This is a genomic window from Proteus sp. PR00208 (genome assembly GCF_016238545.1).
Taxonomy (GTDB): Bacteria; Pseudomonadota; Gammaproteobacteria; order Enterobacterales; family Enterobacteriaceae; genus Proteus.
In genome coordinates this window covers 67,100-86,677 of sequence record NZ_JAEHQE010000008.1, presented here as the reverse complement: position 1 = coordinate 86,677, position 19,578 = coordinate 67,100, and the positions used below count along the sequence as shown (strand labels likewise).

Below are 19,578 nucleotides of genomic sequence, written 5' to 3'. Positions count from 1 at the left end.
TTTTATTTCTGACTTATTTCTCTGGATCGGTAAATCCCATTAGCATACTGGCAATAAAACCGACAATCCATGCACCTAATACTGCGATCAGGAACTTAATAATTTGCCCATCTCCCACTAATGGAATTAATGATAACCCAGCTGTACCAAATGGAATAATGATCCCAACTTGGAAATATGCCATTAATGCACCACCAGCCGCACCACCAATACATCCCGCTACAAAAGGTTTTCCTAATGGAAGGGAAACACCAAATAATAAAGGCTCACCGACACCGAAAATACCAACAGGTAATGCACCCATTAATGTTTTCTTTAAACGTTGGTTTTTAGTGCGTAAATAAACCCAAAAACAAGAGCCTACTTGCCCCATTCCACCCATGGCTAAAATAGGGAACAGGTAATTTAAACCAAAAGTATTTAAGATTTCGGTATGAATAGGAATTAGTCCTTGATGCAATCCCGTTAAGAGTAAAAATAAGAAGCTTCCCCCTAGCGCAGCACCCGTTACAACCGCACCACCACCTTGATTTAAAAGTGATAATGATACGCCTTGTGCTAATAACTGATTAAGATAATGGCCGATTGGTTGGAATATCATAATCGCCACAAGAGAAGAGACTAAAATAGTCACAAACGGCGTTAAGATAAGATCTAGGCTCTCTTTAACGATACTACGAAACCATAATTCTAATTTTGAAGAGAACACGACCACCATTAATACTGCAAAGATCCCGCCACTGTTTGGCTGTAATTTCTCACCAAATAAGGTGATATCAGCAAGCCCAGGCATGGCTAATAACCCAGCCATTACAGCACCAATCGACGTTGACGCGCCCAATTCTTTAGCTGTATTTATCCCAATCATAATAGAGAGATATGCAAATACCGTACTACCAATTAATTTGAATAATTTAAATAGCTCAGGGAATTGCTCAACTAAGCCTGGTGCGACTAAACGGATAATATTAATTAACCCCATAATCAAACCGCAGCCAATTAAAGCAGGAATTGTCGGGACAAAAATAGCCGCTAATGTATTTAGCATACGACGAATGGAGAAGCCTTTTTTCACTGGTGTTGACGCAGGCTCATCTTCACTACTTGCTGAACTGTTTTGCATACGCTTATTCATGATGGAATAAACTTTTGCCGCGGTTCCCATTCCTACAATCACTTGGTGCTGTTCGCCATTAAATACAACACCTTTAACGCCTTCGACTTGTTTTAAAGCGTTGGCATCAAATAGCGAGCTATCTTTTAAAATCAGTCGAATACGAGTCATACAATGTGTTAGGGTTGCCACATTTTGAAACCCACCAGCATGTTTTTCTATTTCTATTGCTAACGTGTCGAGATGTTCTATTTTATTAGCCATATGCGTGCCTGCTAAAGTTCAGAGTGTTTACTCATATTGTTATTAGTTAAATAGGGCGAGTTGCTGTTGTAACGAACGATAAGGATATTGCTGTGTAATTTGCTCAACTTTCTCCACACTCAGGTGAAGTTCATACATTAAAATGGCTTTTCTAGGATGATAATTAACCATTTGTAACAGGGTTCTGGCTGTTTCATGTGAAATTCCACACACCTCGCTGACAATACCTTCAGCACGACGTTGCAATTTCTCATTACTCGCAATCACATCCACCATAAGGTTTTTATGCACTTTTCCAAGTTTAGTCATCACGCTAGTACTTAACATACCCAAAATCATTTTTTGAGCTGTGCCACTTTTCATTCTTGTGGAACCTGTTAACACTTCTGCGCCCACATCTGGTGCAATAGATAAGTCGGCAATTTCACTCATCATACTTTTGCCACGCGTAGTAATAGATACTGTCAATGCTTTTAGCTTCTTGCCATATTGCAAAGCTGCGACAGTGAAGGGAGTACGACCACTTGCGGCAATGCCAATAACGACATCTTTATCACTGACATGACGACGTTGGAGCTCTTCAATTGCCGCCTCTTGACTATCTTCAATATTTTCAACCGCTTTTAGCATTGCATCATGACCGCCAGCAATAATCGCCTGTACTAATGTAGGAGATACACCAAAAGTAGGTGGACATTCCGCACTGTCTAGTACCGCTAATCGTCCACTTGTTCCTGCACCAACATAAAAAATACGTCCACCTTTTTGCAGACGTTCAGTAATTCTTTCTACTGCTTTAGCAATAGCGGGTAATTCTTTTTTAACTGCATTTGCAACAGTCATATCTGCACTATTGATAAGCGTAACCAACTCTAAAGCGCTTAATTCAGAAAACTGTGTTGTTTCTTGATTGCTTTCATTTTTAAGACATTCGCTTAATGCATCTTCTTTCATCATAACAACCCTAATGAAACCAAATTTCAATTAAAATTACATTTTATGAAATAAGATTTCAACAATAATTGTCACCACTCTGTGAAATCAGTCACATTAAGTTAAACCGTTTTTCTTTGTAAGAAATCCAACAGTGACTATAAAAACACAGCAAACTATTAATTTTAAAGAAATTCCACTTACTTTCTAAATAAGATAGCAAGTGGAATACAAAGATGTGATAGTGCAGAAGTGTACTACTTGGCTTGCGCTAAAAACTGCCCAAACTCTTCAATGCTCGGATAAGAAGATTGTGTGCCTTTTCCTGCAACACTTAAACCAGAAAACATCACGGCTTTATTTAACGCTTCTTCAATATTATTGGTGTGAACATAATAATGGGAGAAACAACCAATAAAGGCATCCCCCGCCCCACTAGTATCAATTGCATCAACTTTAATGGCAGGAATATATTTTTCAATTTCACCATTCATCCATAATGCGCCTTTTTCACCTAATGTAACGATGACATTCTTAAAGCCTTTTTGTAGTAAAGAGCAAGCGGCTTCACGGATTTCATCCATTGTAGTGATTGGCATACCAGTCAAAATTTCAAGTTCTGTTTCATTCGGAACAAAAAAGTCACAACGAGCTGCAATATCAAGATCTAATGCTTTTGAAGCAGGCGCTGGGTTAAATAACACAGGAATATGATGTTTGTTACCAAACTCAATAGCGTGATACACCGTTTCAAGCGGGATTTCTAATTGCAATACGATTATTTTGCATTTTTTCAGGCTATCTGTGGCTCTATCAATATCCTCTGGCGATAAATGCTGATTAGCACCTTTAACAATTAAAATGCTATTTGATGATTGAGAAGTCACAAAAATGGGCGCAACACCACTTGTTGTACCAGGCACTTTTTCAACATAGCGCGTGTTAATACCATAAGACTCTAAATTCATGATGGTGTTATCCGCGAAAATATCATCGCCAACCTTTGTTAACATCATCACTTTTGAATTTAATTTAGCAGCAGCAACAGCTTGATTTGCCCCTTTACCACCACAGCCAATCTTAAATGCTGGCGCCTCAAGGGTTTCTCCCTCTTTTGGCATCCTGTCTATATAGGTGATCAAATCCACCATATTTGAACCAATCACTGCGATATCCATAGCGCCTCTTACTCTTATGTGAAATTTTTAAATGTGAAAATAGTGACATTTTGATAGATGTATAACAGTATCATGTTATTTAAATATCATTTGTGATTGTTATCCCGTTAAAACGGCACTAATATGTTGCCAAAATCACATGGGTGATGAATAACAATCTTCTTATTAAGGAATATACTATGCGTCCATTAGCTAATTATATCGATCATACCCTTCTTGCTGCAGATACAACTGAAGCGCAAATCAAAAAATTGTGTGCTGAAGCAGTTGAACATGGTTTCTTCTCTGTTTGTATTAACACTTCTTACATCCCTTTAGCAAGAACTTGCCTTGAAGGAAGTGATGTAAAAGTATGTTGTGTTATCGACTTCCCATTTGGTGCGGGTTTAACAGCAACAAAAGCCTTTGAAGCGGCTGAAGCTATTCGCCAAGGCGCACAAGAAGTCGATATGGTTATCAATATTGGTATGTTAAAAAGCGGCCGTTTAGACTTCGTAAAACAAGATATCGAAGCAGTAAAAGCCGCTTGTGGTAATACAACTCTGAAAGTTATTTTAGAAACTTGCTTATTAACTGACGACGAAGTACGTTTAGTTTGTGAAATGTGTCGTGAGATCCGCGTTGATTTTGTGAAAACATCAACAGGATACAGTACAATGGGCGCAACAGAACATCATGTTGCTTTAATGCGCAAAACAGTGGGTGATGAAGTTGGTGTGAAAGCATCAGGTGGTGTTCGCGATCGCCAAACAGCATTAAACATGATCAAAGCAGGTGCAACACGTATCGGCGCTAGCGCAAGTGTCGCTATCGCAACAGATTCAAATGCACCTGAATCAAACTACTAATTATTTAGCGTATATTTTCTTGGAGTACGCTATTCGATAACACAAGGATCCTTCGGTGATAGAGACCAAACAGCACGAACGTTTGCGCCGCCTCAGTGAATGTATAAAACGCTCAGGTCGCATACATCTTAAAGACGCCGCAAGGATCCTTGAAGTTTCTGAAATGACAATTAGGCGCGACCTTAGTTCTGACGCCGAAAACCCTTTTCCGATGTCATTATTAGGTGGCTACATTGTTGCATTAGCCCAGCCCCATTCAGGGTTAATCTCAACATCCTCTAATATCATTACGCCAGATCAAACTGAAGAACTTCATATTCCTAATCTTGCTGCTGGCATGGTATCTGACGGCGATGTTCTTTTTTTCGATAACGGGCAGTTTATTCCCACACTGATTGAGCTTATTCCTGATAATCTGCATTTCACGGGGATCTGTTATTCTCATCGAGTATTTTTGGCATTAAGCCAGAAAAAAAATGCCACCGTATTACTCTGCGGAGGTGAATATCGTCCTAAAAGTGACTCTTTCTACAATCCTACCCAACCTTCTTATCTTGATAGCATTAATCCCAAAAAAGCCTTTATTTCAGCCGAAGGCGTTCATCTCGATTTTGGCGTTACCTGTTATAACATCGACGATCTTTATATGAAGAAAAAGGCGATGGATAAATCTATTCGTAAGATCTTACTCACCAAATATCACTATTTTGATGAAACAGCGACAGCCAATATGGGCGATTTAGCTCAGTTTGATGTTGTTATCACAGATAGAAAATTAACGGATGATTACGAAGATTATTGCCGAAAAAGCTCAGTAAAAGTAATTTATTAATTAAAAATAGAGAACTAACTGAAATAGCAAATAAAAGGAAGTTAGCCTTAAATTAAATAAAATCTATTCATTCTTTTTTTAAAAAATAAAGAAAAACCACACCACTTTTTGATTGCCAATGCAAAAAAAAGTGGTTAATATGCCCGCGATTTATTATTTTTCATCCATTTCAATTAACTGCAAGGAGGTATCCCATGACAACTACAAATATGAATACTCTTTGCGGACAATCTCAGAAGTAATCCTTTTTTCCTTCTTTTTGCTGTCCGCCAATCAATTTATTTTTTTATCCTTTACATTATATGGATTGGTATATGGACAAGTGTGTTCATTATTTATCTGATAGCGTTTGTTATATCGCATCGGATAATACTTGGATTGAAAGCAAAGCAATCCAACAATTAGAAACAACCGCTCAACTTCCTGATATGGCTTATGTCGCAGGTATGCCTGATTTACATCCGGGGCGTGGTTATCCCATTGGCGCTACCTTTTTTTCTGTTAATCGTTTTTACCCTGCTTTGGTCGGAAATGATATTGGCTGTGGCATGACGCTCTTTCAAACGGAATTTAAAAACAGCAAACTCAACTTAGATAAAGCAGAGAAACAGTTGAGTGAAATGAGTGATATCGCACCTTCAGAATGGCTAGAAACGCATCTACCGACTGAAATGCAAAATCATCCTTTTGCTGGCTCTTTAGGCTCTATTGGTGGTGGTAATCACTTTGCTGAATTCCAACAAATTGACCAAGTGATTAATGAAACGCTTTTCGCTGCAAGTGGTATCAATAAAAAACAGTTATTGCTATTAGTTCACAGCGGATCGAGAGGTTTAGGACAATCTATCTTACGTGCTCATACAGAACAGTTTGGTCATAAAGGGCTTGTTGCTAACACCGAAGAGGCAAATGAATATTTGCAAGCCCACAATAATGCACTTGATTACGCAAAGATTAATCGTCGCCTTATTGGTGAAAGAATGATGCGCCAAATTCGCACTCAAGGTGCAGTTATTTCTGATGTAAATCATAACCTTGTAGAGCCTTGTGAATTACATGGTCAACAAGGTTGGTTACATCGTAAAGGTGCAACACCCGCACATCACGATATGGTGGTTATTCCGGGTTCACGCGGTGATTACAGCTATATTGTTAAGCCAATTGTGTCTGAATTAAGCCTTCATTCCTTACCCCATGGTGCAGGTAGAAAATGGATGCGTACAGAGTGCAAAGGCCGATTATCACACCGTTTTACACCTTTACAACTTTCACGAACGGCATTAGGTAGCCGTATTATTTGTGCCAATAAACAACTGATTTATGAAGAAGCACCGCAATCTTATAAATCGATTGAGACTGTAATTGAAAGTATGGTGAGTATCGGGCTAATCGAAGTCATCGCACGTTTAAAACCCGTGATCACCTATAAAACAAGTGGGGAGATGGCGTAATGTTATTACAATTCACCTCCGCACAAGGCCCTGAAGAGTGCTGTTTAGCGGTTGAAAAAGCCTTAAATTACTTTTTGAAATCAACAACAAAACAGCAAGTGAACGTCACGGTTCTTGAAAAAGAGCCTTCACGTTATGGCTTAAAATCGGCGTTAGTGTCTCTTGAAGGTGCTGATGCACAGGCTATCGCGCAACAGTGGGCAGGCTCTATACAATGGCAATGTGCAAGCACATTACGACCGCGGCATAAACGTAAAAATTGGTTTATTGGTGTTGCTTGTTTTGAACAACCTGATGAAATTAATGACAAAGAAATTGTCTTTGAAACCATGCGTTCAAATGGCCCCGGCGGTCAGCATGTTAATAAAACAGAATCTGCGGTCAGAGCAACACATATTGCCACAGGTATTAGTGTCAAAGTGCAATCAGAACGTAGCCAGCACGCGAATAAAAAGCTCGCTAAACAACTTATTGCATGGCATTTAGAGGCTTATATGATGAAACAGCACGCTTCATTAAATAGTCAACGCCATATTGCCCATCACCGCGTTATTCGTGGCGATGCCACACTCTGTTTTAGTGGCAACGACTTTATACTTATAAGCAAATAATGTTATTAATCTAACAAAAGCAAAGCCACGATTTTTAATCGTGGCTTTTTTAAGACAAAAGTACCCTGCAATAAGATTTTTTAAATTAAAAAATCAATAAAGCGTATAGTGAATTTTAATAAATAAATCTTACAGTTAATACATTTATTTTATTTAATTAATCTTATTTCTTTTAATAACATCACACTTATTTAGATATAAATATTATTAATACTAATTAATTAAATGGCTGCTGGTGTATTTCGCATTTTAACCGTGAACGTCACAACCGCAGAGGCAACTAATGCAATTATCATAAACATAAATGCGCTGTCGTAACTACCACCACTCGCTTTAATTAAGAAGCCCATAACAGGTGCGGAAACAACACCCGCCATTTGACCACCGAAGTTAACAATCCCTGAAGCACGCCCCATGATTTTATTTGGGATAGTATCCATTAAAATACCCCAGAACATTGCCATGGCGAAGAACATAAATAATGCTGAAATACACTGATATACAACCGCCATATCAGCACTTTCAACAGTATATGTCATATATAAGAAGCCAGCTGCAATCACTGCGGTAACCATATATAACCATTTACGCTGTGATTTACATTTATCAGAAACATAACCACCTAATAATGTACCACCAGCACCAAATAAGAATGGAATAGCCGCCATTACCCCTGTTTTAGCCAAAGAGAATTCACGAACAGTAATTAAATAACTTGGTAACCATGTTGAGAATCCCCAAAAGGTAATATCAAACAGAAACCAAATTGCTGCCATTTGCCACAACACTGGCATCTTTAAAACATCTTTAAAGGGTACAGCTTCAACAGGTTTATCCGTTAATGTGCCATCTGCTGCTAGCTCATCGAGATCTTGCTGGGTAATACTTGGGTGATCTTTTGGATTATCACGAGTGAAAAAATAAATACCAGCTGCAATTAATAGGCCAGGAATACCTAAAACAATAAACACCATATGCCAGCCAAAAGCACCGATAATACTCGCCGCAACAATTACAGCTAATGCTGGCCCCAAGGTATTTACTGTTGATTGAATTGCCGTTGCACGACCACGCTCTTTAGATGGGAAATAAGTTGAGATCATTTTCCAAGAAGCCGATGGAAAACAGCCTTCACCAATACCAAATAAGAATCGCACCGCTAACATTAACGGCAATGTAAACACCATCCCCGTTAAACTGGTGAAAACTGACCACCATGCAATGCCGATTGCCATAATTTTACGTGCGCCAAAGCGGTCAGCTAAGAAACCACCCGGTATTTGGAATGCCGCATAACCGACAAAGAACGCACTGATTATTAAGCCTTGTTGTGTGGTATCAAGATTCAGATCACGTCCAATAAAGGGTAATGAAACACTCATTACCATTCTATCTAAGAACGAAAGTAACCATGCTAACCAAATTAAGGATAAAACGGTGTAACGAGCTTTCCATGTTTTCTTCTGTTGAAGGTTTGGAATAATATTTGAACTCATTTTCCTGTTCCTCAGGTAAGGGGAAACCATCACGGTTGAAGAACAACCGTGATAAACAGAGATAAGGTTTAACGTTTAAGAGCGCTATTGTGCGGTTATGCTCTTAAAACATGGCCACTACAGGCGTAACTTTCGACCCCATTAATTAATGCGATACGACCATTGACCATCACTAAATCGATCCCTTCTGGGTATTGGTTTGGTTCAACAAACGTGCCTTTATCAATAATGGTTTCAGGGTCGAACATCACAATATCTGCGGCATACCCTTCTTTAATTAAGCCTCTGTCGGTTAATCGAAGGACTTCAGCTGGTTTACCTGTCATTTTGCGGATAGCTTGTTCCCAAGTGAGGCATTTTTCTTCTCTGACGTATTTCCCTAAAACACGAGGGAATGCACCAAATACACGAGGATGAGGCTTACCTGCTCCCATTAACCCATCAGTACAGACGTTTTGTTCAGGACGACATAAGAATTTAATAACGTGTTCTTCTGTACCGTAAAAATCCACCATTCCTACCGCATTTTCTTCTTCATATAGCAGATCGAAGGTTGCGTTATATGGATCTTTACCTCTCAATTTGCCTAGTTCTACAAGGCTAAGTCCAACGGCATCTTGGTTTTTTTCTGTTTTAGAGCTAGTCACATAAATATTTTCTAACCCTGCGAAATCAATAAAGTTATCCCAACCTGGAATGCCTTTTTCGATATCTTCAATCATCTTTTTACGCAGTTCTGGAGAAGCTAAACGTTCTAATAATTTCTCTGTGCCTCCTGCGTGAACCCAAGGTGGTAAAATCACCCCAAGCATGGTACTGCCTGCCACATACGGATATTGGTCAAAAGAGATACGAATACCCTCTTTTTGTGCTTGCTCTAACATGCCAAGCATTTCGTCGATTAATCCCCAGTTTTTCTTACCGCAAACCTTCATATGGGAAATATGCAACCAAACACCTGATGCTTTGGCGATATCAATAAGCTCTTGAGTCGACTGAATAATATCGTCAGCTTCACTACGCTGGTGAACAACAAAAATACCATTATGCTTTGCTGTAACCTTACAAAGTTCGATCATTTCAGCGGTATCACCAAAGGCGCAAGGCATATAAATCAGCCCTGTTGATAAACCAAACGCCCCTGCTTTTAATTCACGCTCTAAGATTTCACACATCTTGGCGACATCTTCACGAGTAGAAGGATTACCTTCTAATCCCATGGCTTCCATTCGAATGTTGCCATGAGGAACAAGGTAAGCAAGATTCGTTGCAGAGCCTCTCGCTTCTAACATACCTAAGTAACCTTCGGTATTTTTAAAATGCCAATCAATGCTGTCAGAATCACCATCTAAACCCGCAATATTCTTGCGCCATGCTGAAATATATTGTTCTGGTAATGGCGCTAACGCGACACCATCTTGCCCTAACAATTCAGTAGTGATCCCTTGGCGGATTTTGGCGGATAAAGCGGGATTAAGCAGAGCAGAAAGATCAGAGTGAGTATGAGTATCAATAAAACCAGGACAGACTATCTTCCCTGTTGCATCAATGATCTGATCATTTGTTTTTGCATCAAACTGACCGATTTTTATTATTTTCCCTTCATTAACCACAACATCAGCTTGAAATGCACTTGCCCCTGTTCCATCAATAACAGTGGCGTTTTTAAATATTGTTTTCATTCTGTTATTTCTCCAAAGAGCATCTGACTGTTTCGCCAGATACTCTTCTAGTAAGGATTTATTTCGTAAGAATTAAAGGTGATAAAGGCTGTTCATAATGCTGTAATAACCGCTCGCAGCACCTTTTAACTGTTCAATTTCAATATATTCATCAATGGTGTGCGCTAAGTTTTCGCGAGATGGGCCAAAACCAATGGTTTTAATACCTGCTTCACCCGCATAATGGCTACCATTAGTACAGAAAGAGTATTGTGTGACGGTAGGTTTAAAGCCGGACTCATGCAGCCCTTTTAAAACGCTTTGTACATAAGGATCGCTCTCTTCTAATACCCAACCAGGGAAGAAACGCTCACCTTCAATGATGGCGCCGGTATAACATTTTTCCGTACCATAGGCATAAGAGACTTTAGCTTTAAAATCAGCATCTTGAGAAGCAAGTTCATCAATGGCTTGTTGTAATGGTGCAAGCACTTCTTCTTTAGTTTCACCCACTAATAAACGGCGATCGTAAGTGGCACGACAATATTCAGGTACAACTGAAGCGCCCGGATAAGGTGATGATTTAATATCCGTAAGTTCTAAGATCCCTTTTCCTAATACAGGATGAACGGAAGGCGTTAACGTTCTGATCTTCTCGATCAGTTTTGCCATTTTATAAACAGAGTTGATCCCTGCATCTGGATTGGCGGAGTGAGCAGGTTTGCCAAAGGTTTCAACAACAATTTCAGCACGACCACGTTGCCCAATTTTGAGGTTTAATTCGGAGGCTTCACCAATTACCACATAGTCTGGTTTATAACGTTCAGAAACGAGTCTTGCGGCAACGCCTTCAAAACACTCTTCATGCACAATGCAAGAAACATAAATACGACCAGCAAAATTGCGCTGATTATCTTGGCCATAAAAACCTATCGCTGAAATCATGGCAGCGACGGCACCTTTCATATCACTGGTGCCACGACCATAAATCTTGCCGTCTTTGATTTCTGCACCATAAGGCTTTTCTTTCCAATCACGCTCACTAACCGGTACAGTGTCGATATGACCATCAAAAACAAGGGTTTTCCCTGGGTGTTGACCTATAATTCCGCCAATGATATTGCCGTATTTATCAATATGAATGTCGTCAAAATCATAGTTTTTCATCATCTCTTCTATGACTTTAACAACGTTACCTTCTTCACCTGAATAGCTTTTTTGTTGGATTAATAATTGGCAATTCTTAATAACTTCATCAAATCGGTTTGCTGATAACATACTGTTCACTCCAAAAGACTTATTTGTTTTTTTAAAATTGTTTGAAGCTAGGCAACTCGCCATCCCACACGATATCGCGATAACGCTCAGGATCGGTGTCACCTTCAGTGCTTATCACAAGCACTCTTGCATTTTCATCTAATCCCAGCGCTTCTTTTGCACTCTGATAAACAGGTGATTGCATCAAAATAGAGAGCAAGCCTGTTGTCACGGCACCAGATTCACCAGAAATGATGTGCGGATCACCGGGTAAAGGGTTTCCTAAAATCCGCATTCCCCTCGTCGCAACAGCATCAGGGCAAGAGAAAAATGCCGCTGAATAATCGCGTAATAAATTCCAACCAATACTATTCGCTTCACCACAAGCAAGCCCTGCCATGACTGTTTGTAAATCCCCACCAACAGGAATAGCATCTGCTTTCCCTGATACCGCAGATTGATATAAACAGTCGGCAATACGTGCTTCAGCCACAATCACTTTCGGTGCTTGTTTGCCATAAGCAGCTGTTACCATGCCTTGCACCATACCCGCAAAAGAGCCCACACCAGCTTGCACAAAAATATGCGTTGGGGGGACTTCATGTAATTGAGCAAGAGATTCCAGCATTAAAGTGCCATAGCCTTGCATGATCCAAAGTGGGATCTCTTCATAGCCATCCCATGCAGTGTCTTGAACCACTATCCAGCCATATTTTTCAGCCATTTCAGCCGTCATTCTCACTGCATCGTCATAGTTCATATCAACGATTTCAGCGACTGCACCTTCACGCAAAATGGCATCTAAACGTTCTTGTGATGATCCTTTTGGCATATAGACCACCGCTTTTTGCTTTAACTGTCTTGCCATCCAAGCAACACCACGTCCATGATTCCCGTCAGTGGTTGTCGCAAAAGTCACGCCATTTAACTTTTTCCTGATCTCATCACTGATCATTACCTCATAAGGTAATTCACTTATGTCCATTTCAAGGAAATCAGCAATATGGCGAGCCATCGCATAAGCACCACCCAACGCTTTAAATGCTTTTAAACCAAAACGAAAAGACTCATCTTTAAGATATAACTCACCAATCCCTAAGGTTTTGGCTAACTGGGGTAAATGAAATAACGGTGTAGGTGCGTATCCTGGAATAGTTCTATGAAAATCTAACGCTTTGACTAACTCTTCATAACGAAAAGGGGCAAGCTCAGCGGTTGGTTTTCGCGTAAATGAACTTTGGTTAATCAGGTACTGCAATTGCTCCTGCATGGAATTACCTCTTAATCACACTTTAAAATTCGCGATAACCCAATATCGCGATTAATCGGAATACATAGGGTTATCTCCTATATCGCAATATGTATGCCAACTCATTCAAAAAGCATTTAATAAAGACATAACCATTTGATTTAAAATACATTTATTGTTTTAACAATTAAGAATTGAAATTAATGATACAGAAAAGCTGTGATCTAGGCGGTTTTATTTAGGTGATAAATTATCAATAATAAGAAACTGTGTGAGCTTTATACAAAAAATACATAACTAACTAATAAATAATAATTAAATTTAATACTCTAAATGCGAAGTGATAATTTATTATCAATATTGATAATTTTAAGGTGAGAATGTGATGCACTCATTACTAAGTACTCTACAAGATGAAATCAGCAAGTACACCGATGCCATTGCTGGTATCACTGGTACCGATGTTGAAATTATTGATAACAACTTGGTTCGTATTGCAGGTACAGGGCGTTATCGCTATATGCTCAATCAAGATGTCTCTAGTAATGGGCATATTTATCGCCATGTACTGCAAGTACAAAAAACCATTTTGATTGAAGATCCCAAAGAAAATAGCCTGTGCCAACTGTGTCAAAACCGATTAACTTGCACTGAAGAACTTGATCTCAATGCGCCAATTTTTCTCAATAACCAAGTGATTGGTGTAATCGGCATTATTTGTTCTAACCGAGAACAAAAGATGTTTTTAATGAAACAAAAACAAGCCTTTATCACCTTTATCGAACAGTTTTCGGAGATGATTTCAAGTCGTATTTTTGAATGTCTTGAAAGGCTTAGAGAGCAAGAGCGATTTGGGACTTTTAGAAACTTGATTGATGTGATGGATAGAGGTGTGATTGCAATCGATAGCCAAAATAAAATTTGGCATGCCAATCTTTCTGCTCTACGTTTTTTTGATTGTGAATTAATTGGGCAATCTCTTGATATCGATATGACTGGCGATATTCTTTATGGTGATGAAGAAGCATGGCTAATATTAAATCAACAACGCTATCATGTTCTGTGTAAAAAAATCACCTTTTCATCTGTTGATAATGACCAACTCACAATGGTTATCTTCCATGATGCCCGCGATTATATGACACAGGTGAATACCTTATCGGTTGATGAAAATCCTCACTCCCCTTTAATTGGCAACTCACAAAATATGCTCCAATTAAAAAGCATGTTAAGTAAAGTTGCTGTTAGCCACGCCAGCGTACTTATCACCGGAGAAAGCGGTTCAGGTAAAGAAGTGGTTGCTTACACTATTCACCAACAAAGCCTACGCACGAAGCAACCTTTTATTACTATTAACTGTGCAGCAATCCCAGAACAACTACTAGAAAGTGAGCTTTTTGGTTATGTACGCGGTGCATTTAGTGGTGCTGATCCTAAAGGACGTATTGGTAAATTTGAATTGGCACATGGTGGAAGCCTCTTCCTAGATGAAATTGGAGATATGCCTTTACATCTACAAGCCAAGCTTTTACGTGTTCTTCAAGAAAAAAGCATCACTCGTGTTGGCTCTAATAATATGATCAATATTGATGTAAGGATCATTGCTGCCACCAACAAAGATCTACGTGAAATGGTAAATAAAGGACAATTTCGTGAAGATCTATTTTATCGCCTCAATGTTGTTCCGATCCATACACCTGCATTACGTGATCACCGAGAAGATATTGCAGAACTTGCACAATTCTTTGCTGATGATCTGGCTTCAACCTATCAACGGCCTGCTGCAAAGATCCCCAACGTTGTTATTAACTACTTATATTCCTATGATTGGCCGGGCAATATCAGAGAGCTACGTAATGTGATTGAATATATGTATGTTATGCAAGGCGATACAGTGGATTTAAACCTCAGCCACCTTCCACCTTATTTGTTAGAAACACCTCATTCTGATCCTTTAGAAAAAGAAAAAACCAGTGGTATCTATACGGCAGCTAAAACAGATAATAAAGATAAAAATCAACCGTTAAACGCACAAGAATTTCTCAAAACTCAAAATCAGACATCAGAGTATCAAACCATTATGAACATATTAGAAAAAACAGGGACAACATTAGAAGGAAAGAAGAAAGCGGCAGAAATTTTAGGGATAAGCATTGCTACTCTATATAGGAAAATAAAAATACGATAAAAGATATTTAAGATGATTTTTTGAATATTAATAATTTAATCAATAGATTTAATTTAATATAATATACTTAATAAGAATTATTTTCATTAATTACTCTATATATATTATTAGAAACCATTCTTTTAATGACTAGCTTTTATAAAGTATTGTCATCATAATATTTTAAACTTAATAGAATTTGTAACTAAATATATTTTCCATAAAGTAAATTTAAACTATCACGTTTTATCCATAACTCCCCACAAAAGCATAACCAATTGAAAATAAATAATAAAAAAAATTAAATCTATTATCTTATTAATGATTTTTTCATATTACATAAGCAAATTTTGTAACACTGTGCATGAGACACCAAAAAATAAACTACATATAATCCGTTTACACAAAAACTGAAGTGAATTTTCATATTAAATTTTAATATTAATGATAAAAAGCAAAATAATGAAAATGCTTTGCAAATTTTATGATTAATACTAAAAACCTATTTTATTAAGATTATATTTACTATTAAGTTAATCTGTTCAACGTGCTTATATTGCAGTATACCTTTAATTGATTAAGAAATAGTAATAACAGACTAATTGTAAAAAAATAGCGATTAATATGATTTATTAAATACTTTTTATATCAATCACTAGGGGTTAAAAATGCCTATTTTAACAAAAAAACTGCTTCCAATGGCTTTTCTTATTTCAGCAATAACGGCAAGTGCAACAGTTTTCGCTGATGAGCAAACAGGACAAATTTCTTTTTCAGGTTTAATTTATTCATCTACTTGCACCATTGATATTAATGGCTCCGGTTCTGACGGTAACGTTAATATGGGACGTTATGCAACAAGTGAATTTGATCGTACCGGTAGTGAAGTTGGCGGAGCTAATGGTAATGGTAAATTAGATATCTCTTTAATTAATTGCCCACCACAAGGTACTGTAAAATTAAAGCTAGAAGGTAAAACAGATAGTAGCTCAGATCAAATCTTAGCCTTAGATGATCCTAATGGTTCGAATACAGCAAAAAATGTTGGTATCCATATTTATGATAGAGATGATTTGAGCACACCTTTCGATCTCAATATAACGAGAGAATATAAAATTAAAGATACGGGTGATCTTAAATCTAAAACACTTTATTTTGTTGCTAAATACGTTAGTACAAGCAATAACGTAGAAGCTGGCCGTGCTGATGCAACATTGAATTATACATTGACTTATCAATAATAAAAAATCGCAGGTTAATAATCCTGTTAACCTGCTTTTATTAAAAAGGTATTTACCGATGAAATTTAAAAAAACACTTTTAGGACTGGGGTTAATATTCAGCTCAATAACATCAAGCTTTGCTGGATTTGGTTTAGAAACAACTCGCGTTGTTTATAATGAAACAAATAAAAATGAAGGTTTCGTTGCATTTAACAGTGATAAAAATACTAATTATTTATTACAATCCTGGGTTGAAGATCTTAATGGCAAACTCACTCAAGATTTTGTGATCACTCCACCATTAATTAAATTAATGTCGCAACAAAAAAATACACTACAAGTCACTAAAAATACAACACTGCCTAATGATATTGAATCCATGTATTGGATCAATGTTAAGTTTGTCGCACCAAGCAATGAAAATTTAGAAAATGTTCTGCGTTATTCAATGACAAATAGAATTAAGTTAATTTACAGACCACAATCTCTAAAAAATGACAATATTGAAAAAGAAATCAAAGAGTTAAAATGGTCACCAAAGAATAACGATCTTGTAGTATCAAATAGCTCACCTTATTTTATTAATATTAGCAAACTCTTTATTGATGGAAGAGAGATTGAACAATTACCCAGTTTTCTTTCGCCAAAATCAGAAACCACTATTAGCGTTAACAAAACATTATCGGGTAAAGAAAAAATAAAATTATTTTATATCGACGATTTTGGAAAAAGCCTTCCAATGGAATTCGCATTATAATAAGAGATATTATTCAATATGAAAAAAATAAAGGATAATTATTTTAATAAATCACCACTCTATTTATTTATTGCTGGCGCTTTATTCACTTCTTTTAATACATCAGCAAATGACTATTATCCTGCTAATCTATTAAATATTGAAGGAAGCGCTCAACAAGTGACAAATGAAGATCTAAATGTCTTTAGAGAGAATAATATCGCCCCAGGTCACTATAAAGTTACTCTTTTTATCAATGATAATCGCGTATTAACACGCGACTTTGATTTTATTTTGATGGAAGATAAAGAGGGTAACCCAATATTAGCGCCACGTCTTTCAGCAGAAGAGTGGTATAAAGCTGGTGTTGATCTTCCTTATGATGTGATTAATAAAAACAAAAATAATGATTTTATTAATCTCAACGAGATCAATAATGCGAACGGCTATTTAGATTTAAATAAAAAACAATATGTTCTAACATTACCACAATTATATGTTAATGAAGATAGATTAAAAGAAAATGAAATAAAAAACTGGGATTCAGGTATTCCTGCATTATTAGTTAATTACGCATTATCTTCATTTAATAGTCGTAGTCAGGGTAATACGACGGATAGCTATTATGGCAACATTCAAACCCAAGTTAATTTAGGTCCTTGGCGTTTTAATAACTATTCAACCTGGACAAAGAATGAAAATGGCGAGAAAAAATGGAATACATTGAGTAATGTTCTTTCCAGAGCGATCACCAGTATTAATAGTGAATTAATGATGGGTGATCTCTATACCTCTTCACAACTCTTTGATTCAGTAAAATTTAGAGGAATTAAATTAGTCACCGATAGACTAATGACACCGACACAAAATAGAACCTATGCACCTAGCGTTTCGGGTATTGCTAATACAGAATCTATCGTCACTATCACCCAAAATGGCCAAGTTATTTATAAACGCAGTGTACCCGCTGGGCCTTTTAATATTACTGATTATTATCCGATGAACAGCGGCGGAGATTTACATGTCAGCGTTACTGAAGCGGATGGCTCTGAAAAGAATTTTATTGTGCCTTTCTCCTCTATTGCCAATCTAGAAAGAAAAGGTGAATTAAAATATAGCTTCTCAACGGGTAAATACGACGGTAATAATAGCGGGGATGGCGCTTATGTTGTTCAGACCGAAGCTTTCTATGGTTTAACTGACTATGTCACCCTTTATGGCGGCGTACTTATTGGTGAAAAATATCAATCTGTTGGTGTGGGTACTGGGGTAAATTTAGGTAGCTACGGCGCGATCACCACTGATTTATTGTATGCGAAATCTTCCACTAACAATGGCAATGATTCATTACATGGCAATGCTTTTAGAGTTAATTATTCTAAAAATATATCAGTCACAGATACGACTCTTTCGTTAGTCGGTTATCGTCACTTCGATGCCAATTTTCTCAATTTTACTCAAGCGATGGAATACAAAGACAGCAAATACCATCCAAGCAATGGGTTAAAAAATGAATATACGCTCTCGATTAATCAACCTTTATTTTCTAATAACGCTTCGATTAATTTAAATTCAGTTATTTATAAGTACGTTAGTGGTAAAACCGTTCATTCTTATAATATGGGTTTTAATAGCGCTATTAATAAAGTTAACTATAGCGTTTATTACACTTATTACGATGGTAGTCGTTATAACGAGAGTAATAAAAAAAATAGCCATGATTTGAGTATGAATGTCAGTATTCCTTTTTCATGGAATGAAAACTACATTTGGGCTAATTACGGTATATCAACGAACAATGATAACCAAGTATTACAGACCGCACGTTTAAGTGGAACCTATGGTGATAAAAACCAAGCAAACTGGGATGTTTATCAAGGCTATGGTAATAAAGGTGTTAATTATAGCGGTGGTTTAAATGGCTCTTACAAAACACAAAGCGCTGTTTTTAATGCGGGTTATTCGTATACTCAAGATAAGCAAAATATTAACTACGGTATTAGTGGTGCATTAGTTGCAACACAATATGGCGCAGTATTTGCCCCTTCATTGCAACAGACGAATGCATTAATACTGACTAAAAATACCTCTGGTGTAGAAGTCATTAATGGTCAGTCTATTAAAACGAATAATAGTGGATTAGCAGTTATTTCTGGAATGTCACCTTACCAAAAAAATAGCATTAGTGTTAATACCAATTCTATTCCGAGTGATACTGAAATTTCGAATAATATTATTAGTAATATTGTTCCAACAAAAGGTGCTTTAGTACTGGCTGATTTCGATGCTAAAAAAGGCTTTAAATTCCTACTGACATTACAAACACCAGATAAAAGTACCATCCCTATGGGTGCTAAAGCTGAAATTGATAACGATGATACGCAATTAGTCGCAAGCTTCCATCAACTCTATTTTGTTGCCAATAAACCACAAGGCAATATTCAAGTTTCGTGGACAATTAATGGTGAGCAAAAAACCTGCCATGCAATTTATGACATTAATAATAAAGCGCCAGTTAATGGTTTATATATTTTAGATACTGAGTGTAAATAAGGAAA

Annotated in this window: 15 protein-coding genes; 8 read left to right on the top strand and 7 right to left on the bottom strand. The window is 37.3% G+C overall.

Translation table 11 applies throughout. The annotated features are described in order from the left end of the window. Window positions 1-13: 13 nt before the first annotated feature. The 3 genes from JEP36_RS07790 to rbsK form a co-directional block, all read right to left on the bottom strand. On the bottom strand, window positions 14-1,378 hold the full coding sequence (locus tag JEP36_RS07790) for a PTS transporter subunit EIIC (RefSeq protein WP_198630048.1): 1,365 nt from the start codon (window positions 1,376-1,378) through the stop codon (window positions 14-16). A gap of 42 nt (window positions 1,379-1,420) precedes the next feature. Then, on the bottom strand, window positions 1,421-2,332 hold the full coding sequence (gene murQ / locus JEP36_RS07785; protein ID WP_198626334.1) for an N-acetylmuramic acid 6-phosphate etherase: 912 nt from the start codon (window positions 2,330-2,332) through the stop codon (window positions 1,421-1,423). A 236-nt stretch (window positions 2,333-2,568) separates the two neighbouring features. Continuing rightward, window positions 2,569-3,489 (bottom strand): ribokinase, encoded by a 921-nt coding sequence (gene rbsK / locus JEP36_RS07780; RefSeq protein WP_072064518.1) that lies wholly within the window; start codon window positions 3,487-3,489, stop codon window positions 2,569-2,571. Between the two features lie 179 nt (window positions 3,490-3,668). On the opposite strand from rbsK, the gene deoC reads away from it, so the two are divergent. The 4 genes from deoC to prfH all read left to right on the top strand — a co-directional run bounded on the left by deoC (window position 3,669) and on the right by prfH (window position 7,231). Then, window positions 3,669-4,337, top strand: coding sequence for a deoxyribose-phosphate aldolase (gene deoC / locus JEP36_RS07775; protein ID WP_198630047.1), 669 nt, complete (start codon window positions 3,669-3,671; stop codon window positions 4,335-4,337). 55 nt (window positions 4,338-4,392) lie between these two features. Further along, window positions 4,393-5,169 carry a DeoR family transcriptional regulator gene (locus JEP36_RS07770; RefSeq protein ID WP_196533494.1) on the top strand — a complete coding sequence of 259 codons (777 nt, stop codon included), beginning with the start codon at window positions 4,393-4,395 and terminating at the stop codon, window positions 5,167-5,169. Between the two features lie 314 nt (window positions 5,170-5,483). Further along, complete coding sequence (locus JEP36_RS07765) at window positions 5,484-6,620, top strand: RNA ligase RtcB family protein (RefSeq protein WP_232805431.1); 1,137 nt, start codon at window positions 5,484-5,486, stop codon at window positions 6,618-6,620. Beyond that, on the top strand, window positions 6,620-7,231 hold the full coding sequence (gene prfH / locus JEP36_RS07760; protein WP_198620192.1) for a peptide chain release factor H: 612 nt from the start codon (window positions 6,620-6,622) through the stop codon (window positions 7,229-7,231). The genes JEP36_RS07765 and prfH overlap by 1 nt, the downstream gene beginning before the upstream one ends. Window positions 7,232-7,452: 221 nt before the next feature. Here the strand turns inward: prfH and JEP36_RS07755 are convergent, their stop codons facing one another. The 4 genes from JEP36_RS07755 to dpaL all read right to left on the bottom strand — a co-directional run bounded on the left by JEP36_RS07755 (window position 7,453) and on the right by dpaL (window position 12,915). Beyond that, window positions 7,453-8,727 carry an MFS transporter gene (locus tag JEP36_RS07755; protein WP_109372631.1) on the bottom strand — a complete coding sequence of 425 codons (1,275 nt, stop codon included), beginning with the start codon at window positions 8,725-8,727 and terminating at the stop codon, window positions 7,453-7,455. 95 nt (window positions 8,728-8,822) lie between these two features. Then, entirely contained in the window at window positions 8,823-10,409 is a 1,587-nt protein-coding gene (locus JEP36_RS07750; RefSeq protein ID WP_100157995.1) for an N-acyl-D-amino-acid deacylase family protein, read from the bottom strand. A gap of 72 nt (window positions 10,410-10,481) precedes the next feature. Further along, window positions 10,482-11,666 (bottom strand): YgeY family selenium metabolism-linked hydrolase, encoded by a 1,185-nt coding sequence (locus JEP36_RS07745; RefSeq protein ID WP_198630046.1) that lies wholly within the window; start codon window positions 11,664-11,666, stop codon window positions 10,482-10,484. Window positions 11,667-11,697: 31 nt separating this feature from the next. Further along, window positions 11,698-12,915 carry a diaminopropionate ammonia-lyase gene (gene dpaL / locus JEP36_RS07740; protein WP_198620193.1) on the bottom strand — a complete coding sequence of 406 codons (1,218 nt, stop codon included), beginning with the start codon at window positions 12,913-12,915 and terminating at the stop codon, window positions 11,698-11,700. Between the two features lie 364 nt (window positions 12,916-13,279). On the opposite strand from dpaL, the gene JEP36_RS07735 reads away from it, so the two are divergent. From JEP36_RS07735 to JEP36_RS07720, 4 genes are all read left to right on the top strand, one after another. After that, a complete protein-coding gene (locus JEP36_RS07735; protein WP_198630045.1) occupies window positions 13,280-15,082 on the top strand; it encodes a sigma-54 interaction domain-containing protein in 1,803 nt (600 codons plus the stop codon). 647 nt (window positions 15,083-15,729) lie between these two features. Then, window positions 15,730-16,302, top strand: coding sequence for a fimbrial protein (locus tag JEP36_RS07730; protein WP_198620195.1), 573 nt, complete (start codon window positions 15,730-15,732; stop codon window positions 16,300-16,302). Window positions 16,303-16,360: 58 nt separating this feature from the next. Then, a complete protein-coding gene (locus tag JEP36_RS07725; RefSeq protein ID WP_198626342.1) occupies window positions 16,361-17,041 on the top strand; it encodes a fimbrial biogenesis chaperone in 681 nt (226 codons plus the stop codon). An 18-nt stretch (window positions 17,042-17,059) separates the two neighbouring features. Continuing rightward, window positions 17,060-19,573 carry a fimbria/pilus outer membrane usher protein gene (locus JEP36_RS07720; RefSeq protein ID WP_198630044.1) on the top strand — a complete coding sequence of 838 codons (2,514 nt, stop codon included), beginning with the start codon at window positions 17,060-17,062 and terminating at the stop codon, window positions 19,571-19,573. Window positions 19,574-19,578: the final 5 nt, after the last annotated feature.